A 22,517-nucleotide genomic window follows, 5' to 3' on the forward strand; every position below is an offset into this window, starting at 1 on the left:
GCTCCGGATGGCGTAGATCAGGCAGTGGCAAGGACGTGTGCCCTGCCGGGGATAGCCTTGAGCAGTTCTCGGGTATAGGTCTCCTGTGGCGAGAGGAAGACCGCTTCGGCGGTGCCGTGCTCGACGATGCGGCCGTGCTGCATGACGATGATGTGATCGCAGATCTGGGCGGCAACGCGCAGGTCGTGGGTGATGAACAGTAGTGACAATGAAAGCTTCTGCTTCAAGTCCTCCAGAAGTTCGAGGATCTGCGCCTGAATGGAGACGTCCAGGGCCGAGACGGCCTCGTCGGCGACGATCAGTTCGGGATTGAGTGCCAGTGCTCGGGCAATGCCGATGCGCTGGCGCTGGCCCCCGGAGAATTCATGGGGAAAGCGCTCGGCCGAGGCGGCACCGAGGCCGACCAGGTCGAGAAGATCGCCGGCCTCCTTGAGCGCCTCCTGCCGATTCACGCCGTTGGCGATAGGTCCCTGGGCGATGGCCAAGCCGACCCGGGTGCGTGGGTTGAGTGAGGCATAGGGATCCTGGAAGATCATCTGCACCCGACGGCGTTCGCGGCGCAGGGTCTCGCCCTTGAGGCTGGTCAGATCTATGCCGTCGAGCAGCAATTCACCGCTGTCAGGCCGCTCCAGGCGCACCACACAGCGTCCCAGTGTCGACTTGCCTGAGCCCGACTCGCCGACGATGCCCACCGTCTCGCCACGCGCCATGGTGAAGCTGACGTCGTCCAAGGCATGGACCTCACGCGAGGGCTTGAAGAGACCACCGCGGGAGCGGAATACCTTCTGCAGGTGACGGACCTCGAGCAACGGGGCAGTCTGGTCGGCCTCGCGTGCAGCGGGCATAGCGTTGCTGGGGATCGCCTCGATCAGCGCCCGGGTATAGGCATGCTGGGGATTCTCCAGCACCTCTCGGGCCTCGCCGAGTTCGACGATGCGTCCCTCGCGCATCACGCAGACCCGGGTCGCGATCTCGGCCACCACCCCGAAATCATGGGTAATGAACATCACCGCCATCCCGTGGCGCCGCTGCAGGTCGCCGATCAGGTCGAGGATCTGCGCCTGGGTGGTGACGTCCAGCGCCGTGGTGGGCTCGTCGGCGATCAGCAGCTCCGGCTCGAGCGCCAGGGCCATGGCGATCATTACCCGCTGGCGCTGACCGCCCGAGAGCTCGAAGGGATAGGCGCGGATGGCCTTCTCAGGCTGGGGTATGCCTACCTCAATCAGCAGCTCCAGGGTGCGTGCTTGGCGCTCGGCGTTGGTGAGCCGATTGTGGGCCTCGAAGACCTCGCCGATCTGGACGCCGACCCGCATCAGCGGGTTCAGCGCGGTCATCGGTTCCTGGAAGATCATGCCGATACGCAGTCCGCGCAGGGCTCGATGCTGCTTCTCGGTGAGCTGCAGCAGGTCCTGGCCATCGAAGACCACCTCGCCCGCGGTGGCCCGCACCCCCTTGGGCAGCAAGCCCATGAGGGCATTGGCGGCCATCGACTTGCCAGAGCCGGATTCGCCGACCACACACATGATCTCGCCACGCGCCACGTCGTAGCTGACATCCTCCACGGCAAGGGCCCGGTCGGCCCCCTTGGGCAAGGCAATGCTCAGGTGGCGAAGGCTCAATAGGGTGTCACTCATGGGATTCTCCTTGGCCGCCGTTCATTAGCGTTCCCGGGCGAGCTTGGGGTTGAGGGCGTCGTCGAGCCCTTCGCCCACCAGGTTGAGCGCCAGCACGGTCAGCAGGATCGCCACACCGGGAAAGAAGCTTAACCACCAGGCCTGACGGATTACCGTGCGGGCCGCGCCGATCATGTAGCCCCAGGACATCACGTTGGGATCGCCCAGGCCCAGGAAGGAGAGGGCGGACTCCAGCAAGATGGCCGTGGCGACCATCAGCGAGGCCAGCACGATGATCGGCGACAGAGTATTGGGCAGGATTTGGCGCAGGATGATGGTGGCGTTGCCCTGGCCGACCAGCCGAGCCGCTTCCACGTACTCCCGGTGTCGCAGTGACATGAACTCGGCGCGCACCAGGCGCGCCACCGGCGGCCAGCTGACGATGGCGATGGCCAGCACGATGGAGGTTAGGCTGGGCTGCATGATCGCCACGAGCACGATGGCCAGAGCGAAGTTGGGGATAGTCTGGAAGAACTCGGTGAAACGCATCAAGCCGTCGTCGACCAATCCACCGTAGTAGCCGGCGATGGCACCCAGTGGCACGCCGATGGCCAAGGCTACCGTGGTCGAGACCAAGCCGATCAGCAGCGAGACCCAGGCACCATGCATTAGGCCAGCCGCGACATTGCGCCCCATGGTGTCGGTCCCCAGCGGGAAGCCTTCCGTCTCGAGGGGCGGCAGGAAGGGACGCTGGACCATCCGCCAGGGCGATTCGGGAAACAGCAGCGGGGCCAGGATGGCCATCAGGATGATCGCCATCAGGATGATCAGGCCCACCAGGGCGCCACGGTTCTGCGCGAAGCGGGCAAAGAAGCTCATGACGTCTCCTTGATGCGCGGGTCGGCCAGGCGGTAGACGAGGTCGGTGATGATGTTGAAGACGATCACCAGGGCCGCAGAGAAGAAGAAGATACCCAGCAGCAGATTGTAGTCACGTTGCTGCAGGGCCTCGAACATCAACCGGCCTATGCCGGGCCAGGCGAAGACCGTCTCGGTGAGGATGGCCCCGCCGACCATCTGGCCCGCCTGCAGCCCGGCCAGTGTGATGATCGGCAACAGGGCGTTGCGCAGGATGTGGCGTCGCTGGATGACGCTGTTCTTCAGGCCCTTGGCGCGCGCCGTCTTGACAAAGTCCTGCTGGGCGGCCTCGAGCATCGAGGCACGCGTCATGCGGGTGTAGATGGCCATGAAGAACAGCGCGAGCGTGGTGGCCGGCAGGATCAGGTGCTTGCCGACGTCCAGGGCGAAGGCGAAACCCTCAAGGCCGGCACCCACGGTGTACATGCCATAGGCCGGCAGCCATTCGAGATAGACCGAGAACAGCACCACGGCCATCAGCGCGACCCAGAACAATGGGGTGGCGTAGAAGATCAGCGCCAGGGCCATGATGATAGAACCCGAGGGCTTCTTGACCCGGGCCGCGGCCAGCGAGCCGGCGACGATGCCCAGCACCAGCGACAGCACGAAGGCGGTGCCGGTGAGCAGCAGGGTGGCCGGCAGGCGGGCCAGTATCAGGTCGAGCACTGGCACCTGCTGCCGGTAGGAGAAGCCGAAATCGAGCATGGCCACGCCGGACACATAGCGCCAGAGTTGCACATGGAGCGGCTGGTCGAGGCCGAAGCGCTCGGTTAGCTGGCGCAGGAACTCCGCATCGGTTGCCCCGGCCTCGCCGGCCAGAATGGCAGCCGGGTCGCCCGGTGCCATCTGGATGAGGAAGAAATTGAAGATGATGATCATGAACAGCACTATCACGGCCTTGAACAGCCGTGACACGATCAACCTGGCATAGAGCATGCCATTACCCCCTGGCGTCGAGAGATGCAGTGGAACGACGCAGGGGCAGCCGCCAGGGCTGCCCCACGCGGCTTACCTGTCGAGCCAGGCGTCCTTGAAACCGTCATTGACGCCCACGCCCGAGGTCACCAGGTTCTTGACGTCGCAGCGGTAGATGGTCGGGAAGCCGAGTTCCAGCAGCCAGCCCACCGGCACATCCTCCTGGAGGATCTCCTGTACCTCATGGTAGAGATCCTCGCGCTTCTCTTCCGGGTAGGCCGTCGCGGCCTGGTTGAACAGCTCGTCGACTCGCTCGTTCTCGTAACCCTCGACGTTGTTCCAGGGCGAGCCTTTCGCGATGTTGTCGGAAAGGTAGGTTCGCGAGATACCCAGTGCCGGGTCGCCATACTGATAGAGGTAGGTGAAGGCGAGGTCGTAGTCCCAGTCGCCGAGGCGCTGGTTCCAGCCGCCAACATCGGTTGCTTCGATGGTCACGTCGATGCCAACTTCCTGCAGGTTTTGCCGAACTGCTTCGGCCCAGCGAGTCCAGGTTTCGCCGTACGGAAGTGGCAGCAGGCGAACCTCCTCACCGTCGTAGCCCATCTCGTCGAGCAACTCACGGGCCTTTTCGGGGTCGTGATCGTAGGGTTCGAGATCCTCGTTCTGGAACCTGGCGTTGGAGCCGAAGGCGCCAAGCGGTACCTGGCCCAGACCATTCCACAGCACGTCGCGTGCAAATTCACGATCCATGGCATACATGACCGCTTGGCGAAAACGCTTGTCAGCCGTGGGGCCTTCGCGGTTGTTCATCCACAGCATGGCAAAGGGGCTGAAGTACTCGTGGCCCTCCTGGGTCACGCAGGTGTTGTCCAGTTCAGTGAGGCGCGGGATGTCGAAGTTCTCGACGGTTCCATAGGGCAGCACGTCGACGGTGCCATTTTCATAAGCGACCGCGCGAGAGGCACCGTCGGGAATGATGTGCCAGTTGATGCCGTCGAGGTAGGGCAGGTCCTCCTCGTAGTAGTCCTCATTCTTCACCAGTTGAATGACGGTGCCGCGATCCCAGCTTTCGAACTCGAAGGGGCCGGTGCCGATGGGGTGATTGTTGGCATCGTTGTCACGGAACTCGGTGCCTGCGTAGATGTGCTCGGGCACCATGGTGAAGGTGCCGGCCTCGAAGGAGATCAGGAAGGGGCCGAAGGGCTCGCTCAGGGTGAACTCGACGGTGTGATCATCGACGGCTTCGATGGATTCGATATGCTGGAGCACGGCCCGGGCACTGGGGTTGAGCTCGCGGTGGAAGACATCGGCGGAGAACACCACGTCCTCGGCGGTGAAGGGCTCGCCATCGTGCCAGGTGACATCCTCGCGCAGGTGGAAGGTCCAGGTGCGACCGTCGTCGCTGACCTCCCAGGATTTGGCTAGCTGGGGCTGGGGTTCCAGGTCAGTGGTATAGCGCAGCAGGCCTTCGTAGATGTTACCGGCGACTGTGCGGGTCGGGGCATTCTGGATCATCCCCAGCACTAGGCCCGGTGGCTCGGGTTGGATGATGGTATCGATGACGCCGCCGTACTTGGGCTCGTCGGCGAAGGCGGAGGAAGCGGTGATAGCCGCGGCGGCAATGGCGATGGCCAGTGGTGTCTTCATGATGCTGTCCCCGTTGAGGCGATTATTGTTGGCAATGGGTAGTCACCCGATTGAAGCTAGCAGGCCCCTCGTCGTGAGGCCATCGATTACCAAAACGGTGTGGCGCGAGACGAGGTGGTTGAGGGCATCGAGGGGTCCTCGGATCGTCGAGAGGTGCTGGCCACTCGGCTTGCTTTCAACTATGCGTCGCGCCATCTTGACGCTGTAAATGGCGACTGGAAGGCGATACTCCCGATGTCATTGCTCGATCTTCGTGCCGCCACCCTGGGTCAGGAGCATGTCGCCCATGCCCATGACCACCACCAGCTTATCCTCGCCACCCGCGGGACCACCGAGCTCTCCATCGAGGGACGGGGAGATCGTATCACCGGCAAACGGGGTTGCCTGATCCCCTGTGGCCGCCACCATGACTACCGGGGCGATGGTCGCAACCGCACCTTCGTGCTCGACATTCCTGCGACGAGCCTGCCGGCACTGCGCGATGGTGAGGCGATCGGGCGCCTGTTCGAGCGGCCGCGCTTCTTTACCGTCCCGCCGCGCCTGAACCGCCTGGCGTCGAGTCTGATGCAGCAGCTCGAGTGCTGCCCGGCCCTGCATAGCGAGATTGCCGCACTGCTGCTGCGAGCGCTTTATCTTCATCTCGAGTCCGAGCCTCTGCCAGGGGATGTCGGCGTGGCCGCCAGCCCGAGCTTCAGTGGGCGCCTCGACCTGGCGCGACTGGATGTCTGGATCGATCACCACCTGGCCGACGAGATCCGTGTCGAACAGCTGGCCTCGCTCTGCGCCCTGAGCGCCGGGCATTTTCATGCCTGTTTCCGCGAGCTGACTGGCATGACACCGCTCACCTATGTTCAGCGGCGACGCCTGGATCACGCCCGTGCCCTGGTCGTCCACAGCGGCTTGAGTCTTGGTCATATCGCCTCCCTTGTGGGCTTTCGCGACCAGGGCAGCTTCTCACGTGCCTACCGCCGACGCTTCGCTGTCTCGCCTTCCCGGGCGCGCTGTGATGACCAAGGATTGCCGAGTCTCGGGCAAGAGCATCGCAGTTCCGGGCAAGCGAAGGGAGCCGAGTCGGCCTAGTCTGAAGGTCAGCTGTCTCGTTATGTCCTCCTCAGGGAAAGCGAGACAGACTCCTGACAATGACAATACGACGAGAGGTTGACCATGAAAGCGAAGACACTCCCCGGCGTCATGGCGCTGGCAGCACTTCCCCTGGCCATCGCCAGCACCCAGGTACAGGCCCAGTCCACGGAAATGGCCATCGCCACCATCCTGCCCGAGAACATGAGCAACAACGAGGTCTACCCGGCGCTGATACACTTCAAGAACCTCGTCGAGACCCGCACCGATGGTGAGGTCACGGTATCGATCTTTGGCAACAGCCAGTTGGGTTCCGAGGTGGAGACCGCTTCCGAGGTCCAGGGTGGGCGTACCCTTCAGTCCACCATCATCACCACCGGCGCCATGTCGTCCTTCTACGACGATTACCAGATGATGACCGCCCCCTTCATCTTCGATAACTGGCGTCAGGCCTGGGCCTTCTTCGACGGGGAATGGTTCGCCGACTTCATGTCCGGCACCATCGAAGAAACCAACATGCGCTACCTGGGCACCTTCGATGATGGTGGCGGCTTCGTCGCCTTCACCAACAACGAGCGATTGATCAAGACGGTGGAGGATCTGGAAGGCCTCAATATCCGCACCGAGGAGAACCCGGGTCACGTCGCCATCATGAAGTCGCTGGGCGCCTCGGCTACGCCGCTGCCGTGGGGTGAGGTGATCACCGCTCTCGAGACCGGCCTGGCCGACGGTCAATTCAACGCACCGGTGCTCAACGTTACCTACAACTTTGACGAGGTGACGGACTACACCACCCTGACCGGCCACGTCTACAACAGTGCCGCCTGGCTGGTCAGCGAGGAGTGGTTCCAGAGCCTGACCGAGGCGCAGCAGGAAGCGATCGTGACCTCCGCCCGCGAGGCCATCGCCATCGGCCACGGGGTGGCTGGTGCGCTGGCCACAGCGAGCTGGGAGGAGTCCTGCGAGCGTTTCGAAGAGTGCTACATCATGCCCCCCGCGGAGCGCCAGCGCATGGCCGAGATCGCTACGCCGGCATGGAGGGACTGGATCGTCAACGACTTCGGCATCGAGGCCGACAGGGTCGATGCCTTTCTCGAGGAAGTAGCGCGGGTCGGCGAAGCGGTGGTCGAGCAGGACGTCAACCGCTACGGTGAGTAAGCCACGGAAGATCCAGTTACATGGTGCTACGGGGAGGCGAGGTGCAAGCCGGCGTCTCCCCGCTGGCATGATGGTCATCAACCTGCCGGGTGCGTGCCGTTGGACGATGCGTGCCCCGAGGGTCATCCATGAGTCTTCTCGTACCACTTCGTCGTTTGAGTGATGGGGTCAATCAGGTCGCCATCGTGCTCTGTGTGGCCTGTATCCTGACCATGCTGGGCATCTCCTTCACCGCCTTCGTCTACAAGCTGGTCACCGGCAGCACCCTGAGCTGGACCTACTCCCTGGCCCGGCTCTTCCTGCCCTGGATTGGCTTTCTCTCCATGACCATTTCGTTGCGCTATGGCGAGCATGTAGCCATGACCCTGCTGGTGCGTAGCTTGCCGCGGGTATTGCTGACGGTGGCGGCCGGTCTCTGTCTCGCCGTCATCGCGCTGTTTGGCCTGATGCTGGTCTGGTACGGCTGGATCTTCTTCGAGGGGGCGAACCAGGTCTACATGGTCTCCGACCAGATCCAGATCTCGGCCAAGTTCACCGCCATCGTGATTCCGATCAGCGGGGTCATCATCCTGCTGCACCTGGTACAGGGCTTCGACCTGCTGGAACACTTCATCGATGACGACACCGTGATCGATGAACTCATCGAGACCGCCGACGGGGAGAACCGCCCATGACGCCTGCGATCATTGCCTTTGTCGTGCTTCTGCTGATTGGCGCCCCGGTGGCCGTGGTGATGGCCATGTCGGGGCTGGCCGGCGGTTTCGCCATGGGCGGCGAGCGCATGCTCGGCATCATTGCCGATCGCATGTTCGCCGGCGTTTCGGGCTTTCTGCTGATTGCCGTGCCCTATTTCATCTTCACTGCCGAGCTGATGAACCAGGGCGGTTTGACCCAGAAGCTGATCGCCTTCAACAACGCTCTGTTCGGTCGGGTGCGTGGGGCGCTGTCGCACGTCAACGTCTCGGTGTCGGTGTTCTTCGCCGGCCTGACCGGGGCGGCGATCACCGACACCGTAGCAATCGGCAAGATCATGATTCCGGAGATGAAGAAGCAGGGCTATGACGCCGAGTACGCCGCGGCCATCACCGCCTGCTCATCGATCATCGGGCCAATCATCCCGCCCAGTGTGGTGATGGTCGTCTATGCGACCCTGCTGCGCGACATCTCGGTGATCGACCTCTTCGCCGGGGGGATCATCCCCGGTCTGCTGATGGCCCTGGCGCTGCTCGCGGTGAGCTTCTTCCTGGCCTGGAAACGCGGCTACCCCAAGCAAGCACCCACGCCCCTCAAGGCCGCGGCCCTGGCCTTCCTGATGGCATTGCCGGCAATGATCGTGCCGCTGATCATCCTCGGCGGCATCCTCTCGGGGCTGACCACCATCACTGAGGCCTCGGGGTTCGCCGCCGTCTATGCCATCGCCATCGGGGTGGTCTTCTACCGCAGCCTGACCTGGCGCAAGATCTGGCACGCCCTGGTGGTGACGGTGCGCTTCTCGGGGGTGGTGTTCTTCCTGCTGGCGACCTCGGCGGTGCTCGGCTGGTTCGTCACCCGCTCCGGCATCGCCCGGGACGCGGCGGGCCTGATCACCACCTTCAGCGACTCGACCTTCCTGCAACTGCTGCTGGTCTGCGCGCTGCTCATCCTGGTCGGCACCGTCATGGATGTGCTTCCGGCGCTGGTAGTGGTGGCCCCGGTGCTGGTGCCGGCAATGATCCAGTTGGGCGTGGATCCGTTGCATTTCGCCATCCTGATGATCGTGGTGCTCAATATCTCGAACGTCACGCCACCGGTGGGGATGACGTTGATGACGGCAGCGAGGATTGCCAATGTGCCCTTCGAAAGGGCGATCATTGCCTCGCTGCCGTTCTATGTCGCCTTCATCGTGGTGATCCTGCTGCTGGTTATCTTCCCGTCGCTCTCCACTTGGATCCCCTCCCTGCTGGGTTAAGGAACCCTTTCATGAAGCTCTTCTACCACCCCGACCAAGAACGCCACGCGCCGCCGACCTTCCTGTTGCGTGGCCGGCCGGTGGACTCTCCGGAAGGGCCGGTGCGGGCCGAGTTGCTGACGCGGGGCCTGGCCTCCATGGGCCTGTCCATGACGCCGCCCACCGAGGTCGACAGTCCGCGCTTGAGAGACCGCCTGGCCAGGATCCATGCCCCGCGCTATCTCGATTTCATCGAGACCATCCATGGCCGCTGGAGGGAGTTGTCGAACGCCGCGGAGATCGTGGCGCCCAACGTCCATCCTTGCGGCGGTGGGTATCACTATCCCCGCCACCCGGTGGGGCAGGTGGGCTGGCACATGCATGACATGGCCTGCCCGATGACCGCCGACAGCTTTGCTGGCATCCTGGCCAGCGCCGCCAGCGCCGAGGCCGCCGCCGATGCTGTGTTGACCGGTGAGCCCTCGTCCTATGCCTTGTGTCGGCCACCGGGTCACCATGCCGGCCCCGAGCGGGCCGGAGGCTTCTGCTTCCTCAACAACTCGGCGCTGGCGGCCACGGTGCTTCGCGAGCGCCACGAGCGGGTGGCGATCATCGACGTGGACCTCCATCACGGCAATGGCACCCAGGACATCTTCTATCACCGCGGCGATGTCTGGACCGGCTCGCTGCATGCCGATCCTGCCGACTTCTATCCCTTCTTCTGGGGCGGTGCCGACGAGCACGGCGAGGGGGACGGGCAGGGGGCCAACGTCAATCTTCCCTTGCCCCTGGGCAGCGACGGCGCAGCTTTTCTGGCCACCCTGGATCAACTGATCGAGCGCCTGATCGACTTCCGCCCTCAAGCGCTAGTGGTCGCACTGGGGCTCGATGCGCACAAGGACGACCCGCTGGCCGGTTTGGCCCTGGAGACCGATGACTTCATCGCCGTGGGTCAGCGCCTCGCCGCCGTGGCGCTGCCTACCGTGCTGGTGCAGGAGGGTGGCTATCCCACCGAGCACCTGGGCGACAACCTGGCCGCCTTCCTGAGCGGCTACACTGCATCTTGACTGACACCCCGACGAGAGACCACGCCATGACCGTCACCTATCACGACAGCAATGCCCGCATGAGCCAGATCACCGTGCACAATGGTACCGTCTATCTGGCCGGCCAGGTGCCGACCGACCCCACCGCGGACATGCGCGGCCAGACCGAACAGGTGCTGGCCCGCGTCGATGCCCTGCTGGACAAGGCCGGTACCTCCAAGGAGCACCTGATTACCGCGCAGATCTGGGTCACCAGCATGGCAGAGTTCGACCAGATGAATGCTGCCTGGGACAGCTGGGTGGTGCCGGGTCGCCCGCCGGTGCGTGCCGCCGTCGAGGCCAAGCTTGCCAAGCCCGAATGGAAGGTGGAGATCATGGTCACCGCGGCACTGCCGGAGGCCTGAAATGCGCATCATCACCGCTGAAGAGGTCTCGGCCTCGCTGGCCTGGCCGGCGCTGGTCGAGCGACTGGCCACGACCTTCCGCGAGGGTGTGGAGTCGCCGCCTCGCCACCACCACGCCATGCATCGTCCCGATGGCGAGGCCACCATGCTGCTGATGCCGGCCTGGGAGCGAGCCGGTTACATCGGCGTGAAGATGGTCAACGTCTTCCCGCAGAACGCCGACCATGGGCTTCCCGCCATCGCTGGCGTCTATCTGCTCAGCGAGGGGGCCCATGGGCGCCCCCTGGCCTGCATCGATGGCAGCGAACTGACTCGGCGGCGTACCGCAGCGGCCTCGGCCCTGGCGGCCCGGGAGCTGGCACGGGACGATGCCTCGACCCTGCTGGTGGTGGGCACCGGAAAGCTGGCGCCCATGGTGATCGAGGCGCATGCCGCGGTTCGGCCCATCGCCCGGGTACGTGTCTGGGGACGCCACCCGGAGAAGGCCGAGCAGTTGGCCGCCGAGTATGCCGAGCGCTTCGACAGCGCCGCGGTCACCGACCTCGAGGCGGCGACCCGGGAGGCCGATATCGTCAGCTGCGTGACGCTCTCCAGCGAACCGTTGATTCTCGGTGACTGGCTTGCACCCGGTACCCACATCGATCTGATCGGGGCCTTCCGGCCGACCATGCGCGAGACCGATGCCGAGTGCCTGGCCCGTAGCGAGGTGTTTGTCGACACCTATGCCGGTGCCCAGGGGGAGGCGGGCGACATCCTGCAGGCCATCGACGAAGGAGGCTTCAGCTTCGACGCCATCCGCGGCGAGCTGGCCGAGCTGCTGAGCGGTGAGCGGCCGGGACGCTCCTCGGACGACGCCATCACGCTGTTCAAGTCGGTGGGCGCGTCGCTGGAGGACCTGGCCGCGGCCATCGAGGTCTGGGAGTGTCGAGAGGGTCGCGAATGACGGCGGCGGGATTCTTCTGGCATGAGCGCTGCTTCTGGCACGACCCGGGCGCCATTGGCGTCTTCTCGGCCCCGGGTGAGTTCCTGCAACCACAGGCGGCATCGGAGAGCCCGGAGAGCAAGCGGCGGTTGAAGAACCTGCTTGAGGTCTCCGGCCTGATCGATGAGTTGGCGGTTCGCAAGCCGCCACCGGCTAACAGGGAGGACCTCGAGCGTTTTCATACGAATCGCTACCTGGAGGCGCTTGAGGCCGGCGATCGGGGCCGCGGAGGCGATGGCGGTGACTGTGCCCCCTTCACGCCGGGCAGCCTGGCCGCTGCGCGCCAGTCGGTGGGCCTGGCCATCGCCGCGGTGGAGGCTGTGGCCAGCGGCGAACGACAGCGCGCCTACGCGCTCTGTCGTCCCCCCGGGCACCATGCCGAGGCCGATCTTGGTCGGGGCTTCTGCCTGCTGGGCAATATTCCGGTGGCCGTGATGCGGGCTCGTGCCTTGGGCCAGGTGGGACGGGTGGCGATCCTTGACTGGGACGTGCACCACGGCAATGGCCAGCAGGTGGCCTTCTACTCGGATCCCGAGGTATTGACGGTCTCGATCCACCAGGCGGGCAACTACCCGCTGGACACCGGCACCTTCGAGGAGCAGGGAGAGGGGATCGGCGAGGGCGCCTGCCTCAACCTGCCGCTGCCGCCCGGCTGCGGGCTAGGGGCCTATGACCACGCCATGAGCGAGCTGGTGCTGCCGGCGATCGAGGCCTTTGCGCCGGATCTGATCGTGGTGGCCTGCGGCTATGATGCCTGTGCCAAGGACCCGCTGGGCAAGATGCTGCTCAACAGTTCGGCCTTCGCGCGCATGACCCGTCAACTCCGTGAGCTGGCGGAACGCAGTTGCGAAGGCCGGCTGGTGATGGTCCATGAGGGCGGCTATTCGGAGGGCTATGTCCCCCTGTGCGGCCACGCGGTCATCCAGATACTGGCCGACAGCGACATTGCGGTGCCCGACCCCCAGGATGAAGAGATTGCCGCTTGGGCCTACCAGGCCCTGCAACCCCATCAGCGCGAGCTGATCGACGGCTGGCGAGCGGCCTGGGCCGCGGCCGGCCGGCTCTGAGCAACGTTTTCGAGGACCGATTTTTTCACGACAGGAACGCAAGCCCATGACCCCTCTCTTTGATCGCGACGGCTGGATCTGGCACGACGGCGAATGGCTGCCGTGGCGCGATGCTCGCACCCATATGCTGACCCATACCCTCCACTACGGCATGGGCTGCTTCGAGGGCGTGCGGGCCTATGCGGGTCCGCGCGGCACACATCTGTTCCGGGTGGCAGAGCACACCCGCCGGCTACTGGATAGCGCTCACGCCCTCGATATACCGTTATCCTTCAATGCCGAGACGCTGATTCAGGCCCAACGCCAGTGCCTGGAACGCAACGGCCTGGACAATGCCTACCTCAAGCCGACGGTCTACCTCGGTGCCGAGGGCATGGGGCTGCGGGCCAAGGGGCTTTCCGTGCATGTGATGATCGCTGCCTGGGACCTGGGCGACTACATCTCACCGGAGGCGGCATCGATCGGCCTGCGTGCGCTGACCTCTTCCTGGTCGCGCCACCATGTCAACATCAGCCTTTGCCGGTCCAAGACCAACGGCCACTACGTCAACTCGATGCTGGCGCTCAACACCGCCGTCAAAGCGGGTTTCGACGAGGCGATCATGCTCGACCCGGAGGGCTATGTCGCCGAGGCATCGGCTGCCAATATCTTCCTGCTGCGCGATGGCGTGCTGCATACGCCTGAGGTGACCTCCTGCCTGCAGGGCATCACCCGCGACAGCGTGATCCACCTGGCACGCGAGGTACTGGGCATCGAGGTTCGCGAGCGGCGTATCACCCGCGATGAGCTCTACATCGCCGATGAGGCCTTCGTCACCGGCACCGCGGCCGAGGTGTTGCCCTTGCGCGAACTCGATGGGCGGCACATCGGCGCCCGGGCCGGGGCGCCACCGCCGGACCGGCCCATTGCCGAGGCATCGCTGACGGCCCGCCTGCAGCGGCTCTATCACCGGGTCACCCGGGGCGACCTCGGCGATGACCTCCAGGGTTTCGCCGGCTGGCTGACCGGCGCCTGAGCTGGCGACCGCCCAGTTTGCCTTTCGGTCCTGCCGGGCGTGGTAGTCTCGCGCTACCTCGCGTGCAAGGACGACGACGATCATGGCCCTGCTGGATGGCATCCTGCGCCTGGCGCTACTGTTAGCCACCCTCTGGGGGGCGCTGGCCCTGGGATATCGGCTGGAACTACCGCGGCTCGGGCGCTGGCTGATGGTTTTGCTCTGGCTGCTGGCAGGAGGCGTCTGGTTATGGTTGGCCTGGCAGGGCTCATGGCTGGGGCCGCTTGCCGCCATGGCTGTGCAGATGGCGGCTCTGCTGGCCTGGTGGCGGCGCCTGACCCCGGCGAAACACCGGGACTGGGCCGAGGACGTTGCCTACCTGGCGACAGGCGACGTCGAGGGGCATCGGCTGACTCTGCACCGGGTTCGTCACTTCGACTGGCAGACCCCGAATGCGGCCCGCGAGGCCTGGGAGCGGCGTGTCTATGACCTGCGCCACCTGAAGGCGGTCGACCTGTTCGTCTCAAGCTGGGGCCGGCCGGGTGTCGCCCATGTGCTGGTCTCCTTCGGCTTTTCCGGAGAGGGGCAGGCCGAGGATGACTTCGTGGCCTTCTCGGTGGAGGTGCGTCGCGAGCGTCACGAGCGCTTCTCGGAGATCGGCGGTTTCTTCAAGCAGTATGAGCTGGCGATCATCGCCGCCGACGAACGCGACGCGGTGCGGCTGCGCAGCAATGTGCGTGGTGAGCGAGTCACGCTCTACCATGTCACTCTCTCGCCCGACGCCCGTCGCGACCTGCTGCTGGCGCTGGTGACGGCGGCCAACGACCTGGAGCGCGAGCCGCGCTTCTATCACACCATCACCGCCAACTGCACCACCCTGGTGTTCGCCATGATGCGGCGGATCATCGGGGGCCTGCCGCTGGACCATCGCCTGCTGCTCAGCGCCCTGCTGCCGGACTATATCCACGACCGCGGTGGCCTGGTCCCCGGCGTTTCCCTGCAAGAGCTTCGCCGGCGGGGAGATATCACCGAGCGTGCCCGGCAGGCCCATGATGATCCCGACTTCTCGCAGCGTATCCGTCGCGGCGTCCCCGGCTGGGAGACCCTGGACCGTCGCCCATGAAAAACGCCACGACGCAGACGTCGTGGCGGCATGTCCTCCTCCCTGGGCATCCTCCCGATGCCGTTCTCCTTGGGGGGCATCCAGCCCCCTCGCATCCCTGGCGATGTGCTCGGCAGTATCCCTTGCCGGTCCCCGACACTATCGTCGATTCCCGTGACAGGGGTGTGATGACCCGTTGACGGTGGCATGACATCGAGGCGAGGTCCGCCGGCAGGCCCAGCTGCCTTCTGGTAGAATCCTGCGCCGTTTCATCTCAATCCAACTCCTTTTTCGGGAAAGCTGTCATGAATGCAGTAATCATTGCGGTGCTGGTGATGGTGGGTCTGTCGCTGGCACGGGTCTCGGTGGTCTTTGCACTGGTGGTCGGTGCGCTGGTCGGGGGGCTGGTTGGCGGGCTTTCCATCGAGGCCACCCTGGCGGCCTTCAATGACGGGGTGGGCGGAGGCGCCAAGGTGGCGCTGGCCTATGCGACCCTCGGAGCCTTCGCGGTGGCCATCTCGCGCTCCGGGGTGCCGGACCTGCTGGCCAAGCGACTGATTGCCTTGCTGGGGCAGGAGGCTACCGTTGACCGTCAGGCCGTGGTCAAGTACCTGTTGCTCGGCGCAGTGCTGCTGGTGGCGATCTCCTCCCAGAACCTGATTCCGGTGCATATCGCCTTCATCCCCATCCTCATCCCGCCACTCCTCAAGGTAATGAACCAGCTGCGTCTGGATCGCCGGGCCGTGGCCTGTGCCCTGACCTTCGGTCTGACCGCTCCCTACATGCTGCTGCCGGTGGGCTTCGGGGCGATCTTTCTCAACGACATCCTGCTTGCCAACATCAGTCAGGCGGGTGAGGCGCTGGGGCTCGAGATCAGCCGGGGCATGGTGCCCCTGGCAATGGGTGTGCCGGTAGGCGGCATGGCCCTGGGCCTGCTGGTGGCGGTGTTCATCAGCTATCGTCGGCCCCGGGACTATGAGGAGCTGGATGTGGCCACTACCAACATGCCGCACCATGAGCCGGAAACCCACGAGGTCCACTCCCTGGGTCTGGTGATGTCGGTGCTGGCCATTGTCGTTGCACTGGGCATTCAGCTCTATACCGGCTCGATGATCCTCGGTGGTCTGGTAGGGTTCGCGATGCTCTCGGTGGGTGGCATCTTCAAGTGGCGCGAGGCCGATGACCTCTTCACCAGCGGCATGCGAATGATGGCGTTGATCGGCTTCATCATGATCTCGGCCTCGGGCTTCGCCGCGGTGATGACCGCCACCGGTGAGATAGAGACCCTGGTGGCTTCCAGCGTCGAGGTGATCGGTGACAACCGTGGCCTAGCCGCGCTGCTGATGCTGCTGGTGGGGCTCTTCATCACCCTGGGCATTGGATCGTCGTTCTCTACCATTCCGATCATTGCCGCTATCTTCGTGCCCCTGGCGGTGCAGTTCGGCTTCTCGCCGCTGGCCACCGTGGCCCTGGTGGGCACCGCCGCAGCGCTGGGCGACGCCGGCTCGCCGGCCTCGGACTCTACTCTGGGGCCGACCTCGGGGCTCAACGTCGATCGCCAGCACGACCACATCTGGGATAGCGTGGTGCCGACCTTCATCCACTACAACATCCCGCTGATCGCCTTCGGCTGGCTGGCGGCGATGACATTATGAATCCGGCAGGTGACTCTCCAGCGAGGCCAGCAGGCCACGCAGCAGGGAGAGTTCGCGCCGTGAGGGCTGGGCGCGGGCGAACAGGGACTCGAGCTGGGCCTCGGTGCGCGCATGGGGCTGATTGATGAAGCCGCTACGCTGCATTACCCGTGAGAGATGGGCCTGGAAGTGGCCGAGCTGCTCACGCGTGGGTTGGCGCTCCTGCGTCGGCAGCGCCGAGCGGTAGCCGCTTTCGGGACGGCGTCGCCATGCGGTGAAGAGCTCATGAGCCAGGACCTGGACCGCCTGGGAAAGGTTGAGGATGCCGTAGTCGGGATTGGCGGGGATGCTCACCTGATGACTGCAGCAGCGGATCTCGTCATTGGTCAGGCCGAAGCGTTCGCGGCCGAACACCAGGGCCACCGGATCATGGCGGGCCTGCTCGACCAGTTCCCGGGCCATCTCGTCGGGCTCGTCGAAGTGCGGCAACGGCAGGCTGCGTAGTCGGGCGCTGGCTCCTACCACCTGGACACAGTCCGATACGGCCTCCTCGTGGGACGCCACCACCCGGGCGTTTGCCACCAGGTCCTCGGCTCCCGCGGCGAGACGTGAGGCCTCGGGGTCGGGAAACTGGCGGGGATTGACCAGCACAAGGTCGCTCAGGCCCATGGTCTTCATGGCCCGGGCCGAGGCGCCGATATTGCCGGGGTGGTAGGTCTGGACGAGGACGATACGGATGTTCGAGAGCATGGGGCGCGGGAAGGCCTGGTGGTGATGTGGGTCAAGGTGGGTATCTTACATTGCCAAGCGGCCAAGCGGCCAAGCGGCCAAGCGGCCAAGCGGCCAAGCGGCCAAGCGGCCAAGCGGCCAAGCGGCCAAGTCATATTTACTGGGTTGCCTTGGCGCGTGTAGCTCGGTGCTCGGCGCTGATAAAAAAAACCCGCCGGCTTTTACCGGCGGGGTCTGTCTCAGGCTAGGCCTGGGGCAGGGGGGCTGGCTTACATCACGCCGGTGGATAGTTGGGTAACCACATGAAATGCTTGCCGTTCCTGGGTTTCAGCCTACAATGCTTCCTACTTTCCTTCCTACATGGTGTGCCGCCTCGCCATGAATGACCGCAAATACCTCAAGCTCCGCCACAACATGTGGTACTTCCAGAAGCGCGTCCCGAAGGCTCTCAGGTCGCTGTACCCGGACCAAGTCCTGATCGAGCAATCGTTGGGCACCGGGGACATCAAGGAAGCGCGTCAGCAGCGAGACATCCTGCTTGGCCAGCTTCGCCAGCGGGAGCAGATGCTAAAGGCGAAGCCACGCCCACGGCAACGGTTCCAGCAGTACGTTGAAGAACTCAGCCAGATAGCTGCTGGGGAGCCCTTCGTTGGTCCGGGCGTTGCCTGGCACGAGGTGCTCGATCCCGAGTCGACGAAGAAGCACGATGACCCCGAGTACATCGAGGCGTACCGCATGGTGACTCAAGGGCGGCGGGAGAGTGAGCGTTATGGAGCCACTCTGGATGAGGTTCTCGAACACTTCATCAGGACCAGCGAGCGTGAGGAGGCGCATACCGAGGAGACGCGGTCGCGTTTCAAGAAGACGGTCCAGAGCTTCTTGAGGTACTGCAACGAAGATGACCTTCCGTTGGACAAGATCGAACGCTCCAAGGTGTTCGATTTCATCGATCATTGTCGCGAGAGGCAGTCGGGAGCAACTGTCCATGGTGCCATTTCACGGCTGAAGACGCTGTGGGAGTACGCTTACTCCAGGGACTGGGTCAAAGGCCAAAACCCATTCGACAAGCACAAGATTAATACTACGAAGGGGCGGCAGAAGAAGCAGCCGTTCACTTCAGCCGAGCTGCGCAAATTGTTGGAGGTCATGGAGAGCCAGCCTCAGTCGATGCAGTTACTCACCCAGATGGGCCTCTATACCGGCGCAAGGATCAGTGAGCTGATGGGCTTGAGGCTGGAGGACATCAAGGAGGATGACGGCGTCCTCTTGATGGGTATTGCCCAGCAGGAAGACGGCAAAACGCAAGCTGCTTCTCGCTGGATCCCGGTGCCGCTACCTTGCCACGTTGCCTTTAAAAATGTCCAAGCGAGTGCCGCCGATGCAGGGTCTGATTACTTGTTCCATGATCTGGTCAGTATCAGGCCTGATGGACGCCACGCCTATGCAGCGACCAAGCGATTTGGGGAGATAAAGAAAAAACATATCACGGGACGTCATGACAAGGGGTTCCACTCCCTCCGTGTAATGATGGCAACCGCACTACAACAAGCGAAAGTCGATGAGTATGAAACCGCTTACCTGCTTGGACACAGCCGCAAGGGGCTGACGATGAGCTATGGCTACTACAGCAAAGGATACGACGCTCAACAGCTGTTGGCTGCTCAGAATAAAGTGGTTGAGGTGATACAGCGGTGGTTGGAGAACCAGAGCCGTATCTCACTGTCGTCGCTCAGTGATGGGGAGGAAGACTGACCACAACAGCCGACGCTACCCCCATTCCCAGTAGGGGTGGTGGGATATTTCACCGCGCGTATAGATGTGATTTGTTCTCATTAATCCACCGTGGGAGGAGCCAGCTATAGCCAATTACAGGCTCCTCAGTGCCTCTAGGTGCATGTCGGGAAGTCTGCAAGATCGCAGCAAGATCGACGACGTTCGATTACCACGCAGTTATGGAGAAAAGGCGCCTGATCACGGACGAACAGACCCGCTCGATGTCCACCTTGACCTTTATGTCTTCAGGCGTAACCCGATGACCGCACCTCACGAGGGTGGCAGGTGGACGACGCGAACCTGACAGAGCTGGCACAGATGACTTGGTAGGGCACTGTGCTGAGGCAGACAACACCCATCATGGGTGGTGGGAGAGGTAGGGCGTAGCCCTCTTAAAGAGACTCTAGTGCTCTTCTGGTGTCTCTATCTACCATTACCTTCAATGATGATTCCAATAAAGATTCCTTCTCTGGATGACCACCAAGAGAACTTGAGGAACCACTCATGGTTCATCTATCAGTGAACTCCTCAAGTCCATCTTGGTGATGGAGGTCCTGATAGGATGAAATCGGTGATGGTGGTAATGGAGTAATTCCACCCAAGATACCCCTTCACTTTTGTCAGCTATTCCTTGTGTCAGCTGTCAGTATCCCCCTGGCTTTCCCCAAGCCAATCATCATGTAACCCCAGTGACATTTCCAAAGGCGACAGACAGGTAGCGGCATGTGTCCGCTCGCTGGGTCTGCTGCCTGTGGGGACTGTCGTCTTTGCAAATGAGGACACACGAATGACCACAAACATCAACACCACCATCATCACCATCTATGTCGATGGCTCCTGCAGGAACAACGGCTCTGACTTCGCCCAGGGTGGATGGGCAGCGGTATTGGAGAACGGACAAGATCAGCTCAGGATCAGCGGATCAGAGCAGCCCACCACCAACAACCGGATGGAGCTGATGGCCCTCATCGAGGGGCTGAAAGCGATCCGTCGCGAGAACGCCCATGTGAGGGTCTTCACGGACAGCAAGTACGTCCAGAAGGGATGCACCGAGTGGCTGGAAGGCTGGAAGCGAAACGGCTGGAAGCGCTCTGACGGGAAGCCTGTGCTGAACGTTGATCTCTGGCAGGAGCTGGACGCTCTGATCCAGAAGCACACCATCGAGTTCTGCTGGGTGAAGGGTCACAACGGACACCCGATGAACGAGCTGGCGGACCGGATGGCGACTGCTGCGAGCCACGGGCGGGGTGTACGGGTGCGTACCTATGCGGGCAACACGGGACCGGTCAAGCAACGGCTCAGCGGTCCTGGCAATGTCTTCACTCCCCCTGTAGCGCGGGAGAAAGTCAGTGCCTGATCTATCATTGGAGAGGAAGCGAATCGAGCCTCAAGTCCGATCTCCGCGAGCCCAGGCACTGAAATGCGAGCGAGCACAGGCCGAGGCAGAAGGGCGGCCTTATGGAGTACTGGCGGCGTTGGAGAGGGTTGTTCTTTACCCCACGCGGGGAAATCCGACTGCAAGGCGCTCCGACCGGTCAGGGTGAACGGGGTGACACCCACGTATGTCCCCTGTGCCAATGGTGGGCTGCGCTGTCGGTGATGACTCACTTGGCGGACTCATGGACCACGGATTTTTTGTGGCACATTTGCGAGCCGACACACACGAGCGAGCGTTGCTGTCTTTCCCCCCGGCACCCCCTCCCTTCTTTCTTTGACAGGTGGGTGCCACCCCCGGCTATCAAGGTCCGCTCAACTCTCGCTGGAAACCGTGACTCCCGCACCCCGGTTCGACTCGCTGAGATGCGGGACTGCACATGTAGCCAGGGTAATCAGCCAGCGTCCTTCAGCACCCGCTGTACCGTGCTGGGGGCACACCCTGCCAGTTCGGCAGTCCTGCGAATACTGAACCCCTTGGCTCGAAGCTCCTTGACCTTGGCGTGGAGGGCCTCATCAGCCGGACGCCCCTGGTAGACGCCTCTGGCCTTGGCTTGCTCGATCCCTTGGACCTGGCGTCTCCTGCGGTCCTCGTAGTCCTTCCTGGCGACAGCGGCCAGCATGTCCAGCAGCATGGCATTCACCGCATCCAGCATCCTCGCAGTGAAGTCATCCCCGCTGGTCACCCTCATGGCAGCATGGCTGGTCGGGAGGTCCATTGAGACGATCCGCACACCTGCCTTCTGTATGGCGGTCTTCAGCGTTTCCCAGTCGTCACGGGTCAGTCGGGTGAGGCGGTCTACTTGCTCAATCAACAGGACATCCCCAGGACCAGCGTCGGACAGCAGCCGCATCAGCTCGGAGCGGTCCGCCTTGGTGCCACTGGCGTTCTCGGTGTACCACGAGGCCACCCTGGAGCCATGCTCCTCTGCGAAGCGGCTGAGGGCCTCTCGGGCACGCTCAGCGTTCTGATCGTCAGTGGAGGCGCGTAGGTAGCCTCGGATGAAGATGTGCGGGGACATGGTCGATACCTCTCCAGGGTCTCTGTACCGAGACGGGTGTATCGATTTATAGCGTACACGCTTGGGTTGTCAAGAGGTATTTATCGGTACGGCTGTAGCCGGTACATGACTGTGTGCGCTGGGGTATACCCTAATGGAACACCTCGGCATTACGTAGGGGCCATCTCTTTCTCTGTCAGCGATCCCATTGATTCTGGTTCCCTGGGTCCAGCATGTCTTGGCGTGTCTCCCATCGCTCCCTTTCCCGCTCTATCTCCTCCGGGGTTAAGTCTTGGTGACCTTCCTGCCATGCACGACGCTTCGCCTCCTGCCTCATATCGACAACCATGTCGGTGACCACGATCATCACCAGCACAAACAAGATGTAGATGACGACAGTTCTCAAAGCTCTCCTCCTGGGTCATGACACCTCGGATGCCATCGGGATACCCAGATCGGTCCGATCACAGATTCATATCGAGGGCGGGAGCGGGCGATGCATCTATTATATGATAATGATTATCAAGTGCGCTTGATATGGGGTGTCATTATTTTTGATCCTGTGTAGCCCGCTTCAGCTTCCCCTATTGGCCAAGAACCATAGCCTGATGCTGCGCGATCCACTCGCGGTCTTCGTCGGTTATAACCGGACGAATGTCGCCCACCTCATCTTCGTAGAGGACGGTCGTTACACACAGAGGATCTTCAGGGATGGTTTGCCTGACATTCACTACATCCCCACCGGAGAAATCTGGAAGCGGTGGAAGCTCTGCCTCTATGTGCTGGAATACTTCTTCGAAAAGTTGAGCATTCGGGTCATGCACGGCGTTGAGATAAGTAACCCCTCTCTGGCTCACTGCGTCAGAGAATGTGATGCTGAACCGCTCAGGAACCCTGTAACGCTTGGCCGTCACGTAGTCAGTACGGGACGCTATCTTCAGGAAGTCCAGTTTTTTTCTATCTGTCCCTGACAGGTTATATGCTTTTCCTGAGAGCCCATAAACAGTTCCCGAGTCGGCGTCATAAATTGCCCATAAGTTGAATATCAGTTCAGCTTCCATTTTGCTCACTCTTTAATCGATATCTGGCTCAAG

General features: G+C 62.9%; 21 protein-coding genes. 13 read left to right on the forward strand and 8 right to left on the reverse strand.

Going from position 1 to position 22,517, the window contains the following annotated elements; genetic code table 11:
• Positions 1-17 precede the first annotated feature (17 nt).
• From BMY30_RS09740 to BMY30_RS09755, 4 genes are all read right to left on the reverse strand, one after another.
• On the reverse strand, positions 18-1,634 hold the full coding sequence (locus BMY30_RS09740) for an ABC transporter ATP-binding protein (RefSeq protein WP_089713091.1): 1,617 nt from the start codon (positions 1,632-1,634) through the stop codon (positions 18-20).
• A gap of 24 nt (positions 1,635-1,658) precedes the next feature.
• Positions 1,659-2,492, reverse strand: a complete 834-nt coding sequence (locus BMY30_RS09745; RefSeq protein ID WP_089713094.1) for an ABC transporter permease — start codon at positions 2,490-2,492, stop codon at positions 1,659-1,661.
• Positions 2,489-3,466, reverse strand: a complete 978-nt coding sequence (locus BMY30_RS09750) for an ABC transporter permease (RefSeq protein WP_089713097.1) — start codon at positions 3,464-3,466, stop codon at positions 2,489-2,491. The genes BMY30_RS09745 and BMY30_RS09750 overlap by 4 nt, the downstream gene beginning before the upstream one ends.
• A gap of 72 nt (positions 3,467-3,538) precedes the next feature.
• A complete protein-coding gene (locus tag BMY30_RS09755) occupies positions 3,539-5,092 on the reverse strand; it encodes an ABC transporter substrate-binding protein (RefSeq protein WP_089713100.1) in 1,554 nt (517 codons plus the stop codon).
• Between the two features lie 234 nt (positions 5,093-5,326).
• On the opposite strand from BMY30_RS09755, the gene BMY30_RS09760 reads away from it, so the two are divergent.
• From BMY30_RS09760 to BMY30_RS09810, 11 genes are all read left to right on the forward strand, one after another.
• Positions 5,327-6,172, forward strand: coding sequence for a helix-turn-helix transcriptional regulator (locus BMY30_RS09760; protein WP_089713103.1), 846 nt, complete (start codon positions 5,327-5,329; stop codon positions 6,170-6,172).
• Between the two features lie 84 nt (positions 6,173-6,256).
• A complete protein-coding gene (gene dctP / locus BMY30_RS09765) occupies positions 6,257-7,330 on the forward strand; it encodes a TRAP transporter substrate-binding protein DctP (RefSeq protein WP_089713107.1) in 1,074 nt (357 codons plus the stop codon).
• A gap of 128 nt (positions 7,331-7,458) precedes the next feature.
• Positions 7,459-8,004: a TRAP transporter small permease gene (locus BMY30_RS09770; RefSeq protein WP_089713110.1), complete on the forward strand. Its 546-nt coding sequence runs from the start codon at positions 7,459-7,461 to the stop codon at positions 8,002-8,004.
• Complete coding sequence (locus BMY30_RS09775) at positions 8,001-9,278, forward strand: TRAP transporter large permease (RefSeq protein WP_089713113.1); 1,278 nt, start codon at positions 8,001-8,003, stop codon at positions 9,276-9,278. Before BMY30_RS09770 ends, BMY30_RS09775 begins: the two co-directional genes overlap by 4 nt.
• An 11-nt stretch (positions 9,279-9,289) precedes the next feature.
• Complete coding sequence (locus tag BMY30_RS09780) at positions 9,290-10,324, forward strand: histone deacetylase family protein (protein WP_089713115.1); 1,035 nt, start codon at positions 9,290-9,292, stop codon at positions 10,322-10,324.
• A gap of 26 nt (positions 10,325-10,350) precedes the next feature.
• Positions 10,351-10,707 (forward strand): RidA family protein, encoded by a 357-nt coding sequence (locus BMY30_RS09785; RefSeq protein WP_089713118.1) that lies wholly within the window; start codon positions 10,351-10,353, stop codon positions 10,705-10,707.
• Between the two features lies 1 nt (position 10,708).
• Positions 10,709-11,650, forward strand: a complete 942-nt coding sequence (lhpI, locus tag BMY30_RS09790) for a bifunctional Delta(1)-pyrroline-2-carboxylate/Delta(1)-piperideine-2-carboxylate reductase (RefSeq protein WP_089713121.1) — start codon at positions 10,709-10,711, stop codon at positions 11,648-11,650.
• Positions 11,647-12,756 (forward strand): class II histone deacetylase, encoded by a 1,110-nt coding sequence (locus BMY30_RS09795; RefSeq protein WP_089713123.1) that lies wholly within the window; start codon positions 11,647-11,649, stop codon positions 12,754-12,756. The genes lhpI and BMY30_RS09795 overlap by 4 nt, the downstream gene beginning before the upstream one ends.
• Positions 12,757-12,802: 46 nt before the next feature.
• Positions 12,803-13,771 carry a branched-chain amino acid transaminase gene (locus BMY30_RS09800; protein WP_089713124.1) on the forward strand — a complete coding sequence of 323 codons (969 nt, stop codon included), beginning with the start codon at positions 12,803-12,805 and terminating at the stop codon, positions 13,769-13,771.
• 82 nt (positions 13,772-13,853) lie between these two features.
• A complete protein-coding gene (locus BMY30_RS09805; RefSeq protein WP_170840110.1) occupies positions 13,854-14,873 on the forward strand; it encodes an Lnb N-terminal periplasmic domain-containing protein in 1,020 nt (339 codons plus the stop codon).
• A 284-nt stretch (positions 14,874-15,157) separates the two neighbouring features.
• Positions 15,158-16,507 (forward strand): Na+/H+ antiporter family protein, encoded by a 1,350-nt coding sequence (locus BMY30_RS09810; protein ID WP_089713128.1) that lies wholly within the window; start codon positions 15,158-15,160, stop codon positions 16,505-16,507.
• Here the strand turns inward: BMY30_RS09810 and BMY30_RS09815 are convergent.
• Positions 16,502-17,236, reverse strand: a complete 735-nt coding sequence (locus tag BMY30_RS09815; protein ID WP_089713130.1) for an RNA methyltransferase — start codon at positions 17,234-17,236, stop codon at positions 16,502-16,504. The two genes, BMY30_RS09810 and BMY30_RS09815, sit on opposite strands and share 6 nt — an antisense overlap.
• Before the next feature lie 357 nt (positions 17,237-17,593).
• Here BMY30_RS09815 and BMY30_RS09820 point away from each other — a divergent pair, with 357 nt between their 5' ends.
• Both BMY30_RS09820 and rnhA read left to right on the forward strand, forming a co-directional pair.
• A complete protein-coding gene (locus BMY30_RS09820) occupies positions 17,594-18,967 on the forward strand; it encodes a tyrosine-type recombinase/integrase (protein WP_170840111.1) in 1,374 nt (457 codons plus the stop codon).
• 808 nt (positions 18,968-19,775) lie between these two features.
• Entirely contained in the window at positions 19,776-20,345 is a 570-nt protein-coding gene (rnhA, locus tag BMY30_RS09825) for a ribonuclease HI (RefSeq protein WP_089713134.1), read from the forward strand.
• Between the two features lie 472 nt (positions 20,346-20,817).
• Here the strand turns inward: rnhA and BMY30_RS09830 are convergent, their stop codons facing one another.
• The 3 genes from BMY30_RS09830 to BMY30_RS09840 all read right to left on the reverse strand — a co-directional run bounded on the left by BMY30_RS09830 (position 20,818) and on the right by BMY30_RS09840 (position 22,484).
• Entirely contained in the window at positions 20,818-21,444 is a 627-nt protein-coding gene (locus BMY30_RS09830; RefSeq protein ID WP_244516174.1) for a recombinase family protein, read from the reverse strand.
• A 175-nt stretch (positions 21,445-21,619) separates the two neighbouring features.
• Complete coding sequence (locus BMY30_RS09835) at positions 21,620-21,829, reverse strand: hypothetical protein (RefSeq protein WP_089713136.1); 210 nt, start codon at positions 21,827-21,829, stop codon at positions 21,620-21,622.
• Between the two features lie 178 nt (positions 21,830-22,007).
• Complete coding sequence (locus BMY30_RS09840) at positions 22,008-22,484, reverse strand: hypothetical protein (RefSeq protein WP_089713138.1); 477 nt, start codon at positions 22,482-22,484, stop codon at positions 22,008-22,010.
• Positions 22,485-22,517 lie beyond the last annotated feature (33 nt).

Origin of the sequence: Halomonas daqiaonensis (assembly GCF_900109725.1) — a bacterium.
Taxonomy (GTDB): domain Bacteria; phylum Pseudomonadota; class Gammaproteobacteria; order Pseudomonadales; family Halomonadaceae; genus Halomonas; species Halomonas daqiaonensis.

Bases quoted from the DNA above. Each gene is read 5' to 3' on its own strand.
- BMY30_RS09740 (WP_089713091.1), bottom strand. From the start codon at position 1,634: ATGAGTGACACCCTATTGAGCCTTCGCCACCTGAGCATTGCCTTGCCC.
- BMY30_RS09745 (WP_089713094.1), bottom strand. From the start codon at position 2,492: ATGAGCTTCTTTGCCCGCTTCGCGCAGAACCGTGGCGCCCTGGTGGGC.
- BMY30_RS09750 (WP_089713097.1), bottom strand. From the start codon at position 3,466: ATGCTCTATGCCAGGTTGATCGTGTCACGGCTGTTCAAGGCCGTGATA.
- BMY30_RS09755 (WP_089713100.1), bottom strand. From the start codon at position 5,092: ATGAAGACACCACTGGCCATCGCCATTGCCGCCGCGGCTATCACCGCT.
- BMY30_RS09760 (WP_089713103.1), top strand. From the start codon at position 5,327: ATGTCATTGCTCGATCTTCGTGCCGCCACCCTGGGTCAGGAGCATGTC.
- dctP (WP_089713107.1), top strand. From the start codon at position 6,257: ATGAAAGCGAAGACACTCCCCGGCGTCATGGCGCTGGCAGCACTTCCC.
- BMY30_RS09770 (WP_089713110.1), top strand. From the start codon at position 7,459: ATGAGTCTTCTCGTACCACTTCGTCGTTTGAGTGATGGGGTCAATCAG.
- BMY30_RS09775 (WP_089713113.1), top strand. From the start codon at position 8,001: ATGACGCCTGCGATCATTGCCTTTGTCGTGCTTCTGCTGATTGGCGCC.
- BMY30_RS09780 (WP_089713115.1), top strand. From the start codon at position 9,290: ATGAAGCTCTTCTACCACCCCGACCAAGAACGCCACGCGCCGCCGACC.
- BMY30_RS09785 (WP_089713118.1), top strand. From the start codon at position 10,351: ATGACCGTCACCTATCACGACAGCAATGCCCGCATGAGCCAGATCACC.
- lhpI (WP_089713121.1), top strand. From the start codon at position 10,709: ATGCGCATCATCACCGCTGAAGAGGTCTCGGCCTCGCTGGCCTGGCCG.
- BMY30_RS09795 (WP_089713123.1), top strand. From the start codon at position 11,647: ATGACGGCGGCGGGATTCTTCTGGCATGAGCGCTGCTTCTGGCACGAC.
- BMY30_RS09800 (WP_089713124.1), top strand. From the start codon at position 12,803: ATGACCCCTCTCTTTGATCGCGACGGCTGGATCTGGCACGACGGCGAA.
- BMY30_RS09805 (WP_170840110.1), top strand. From the start codon at position 13,854: ATGGCCCTGCTGGATGGCATCCTGCGCCTGGCGCTACTGTTAGCCACC.
- BMY30_RS09810 (WP_089713128.1), top strand. From the start codon at position 15,158: ATGAATGCAGTAATCATTGCGGTGCTGGTGATGGTGGGTCTGTCGCTG.
- BMY30_RS09815 (WP_089713130.1), bottom strand. From the start codon at position 17,236: ATGCTCTCGAACATCCGTATCGTCCTCGTCCAGACCTACCACCCCGGC.
- BMY30_RS09820 (WP_170840111.1), top strand. From the start codon at position 17,594: ATGAATGACCGCAAATACCTCAAGCTCCGCCACAACATGTGGTACTTC.
- rnhA (WP_089713134.1), top strand. From the start codon at position 19,776: ATGACCACAAACATCAACACCACCATCATCACCATCTATGTCGATGGC.
- BMY30_RS09830 (WP_244516174.1), bottom strand. From the start codon at position 21,444: ATGTCCCCGCACATCTTCATCCGAGGCTACCTACGCGCCTCCACTGAC.
- BMY30_RS09840 (WP_089713138.1), bottom strand. From the start codon at position 22,484: ATGGAAGCTGAACTGATATTCAACTTATGGGCAATTTATGACGCCGAC.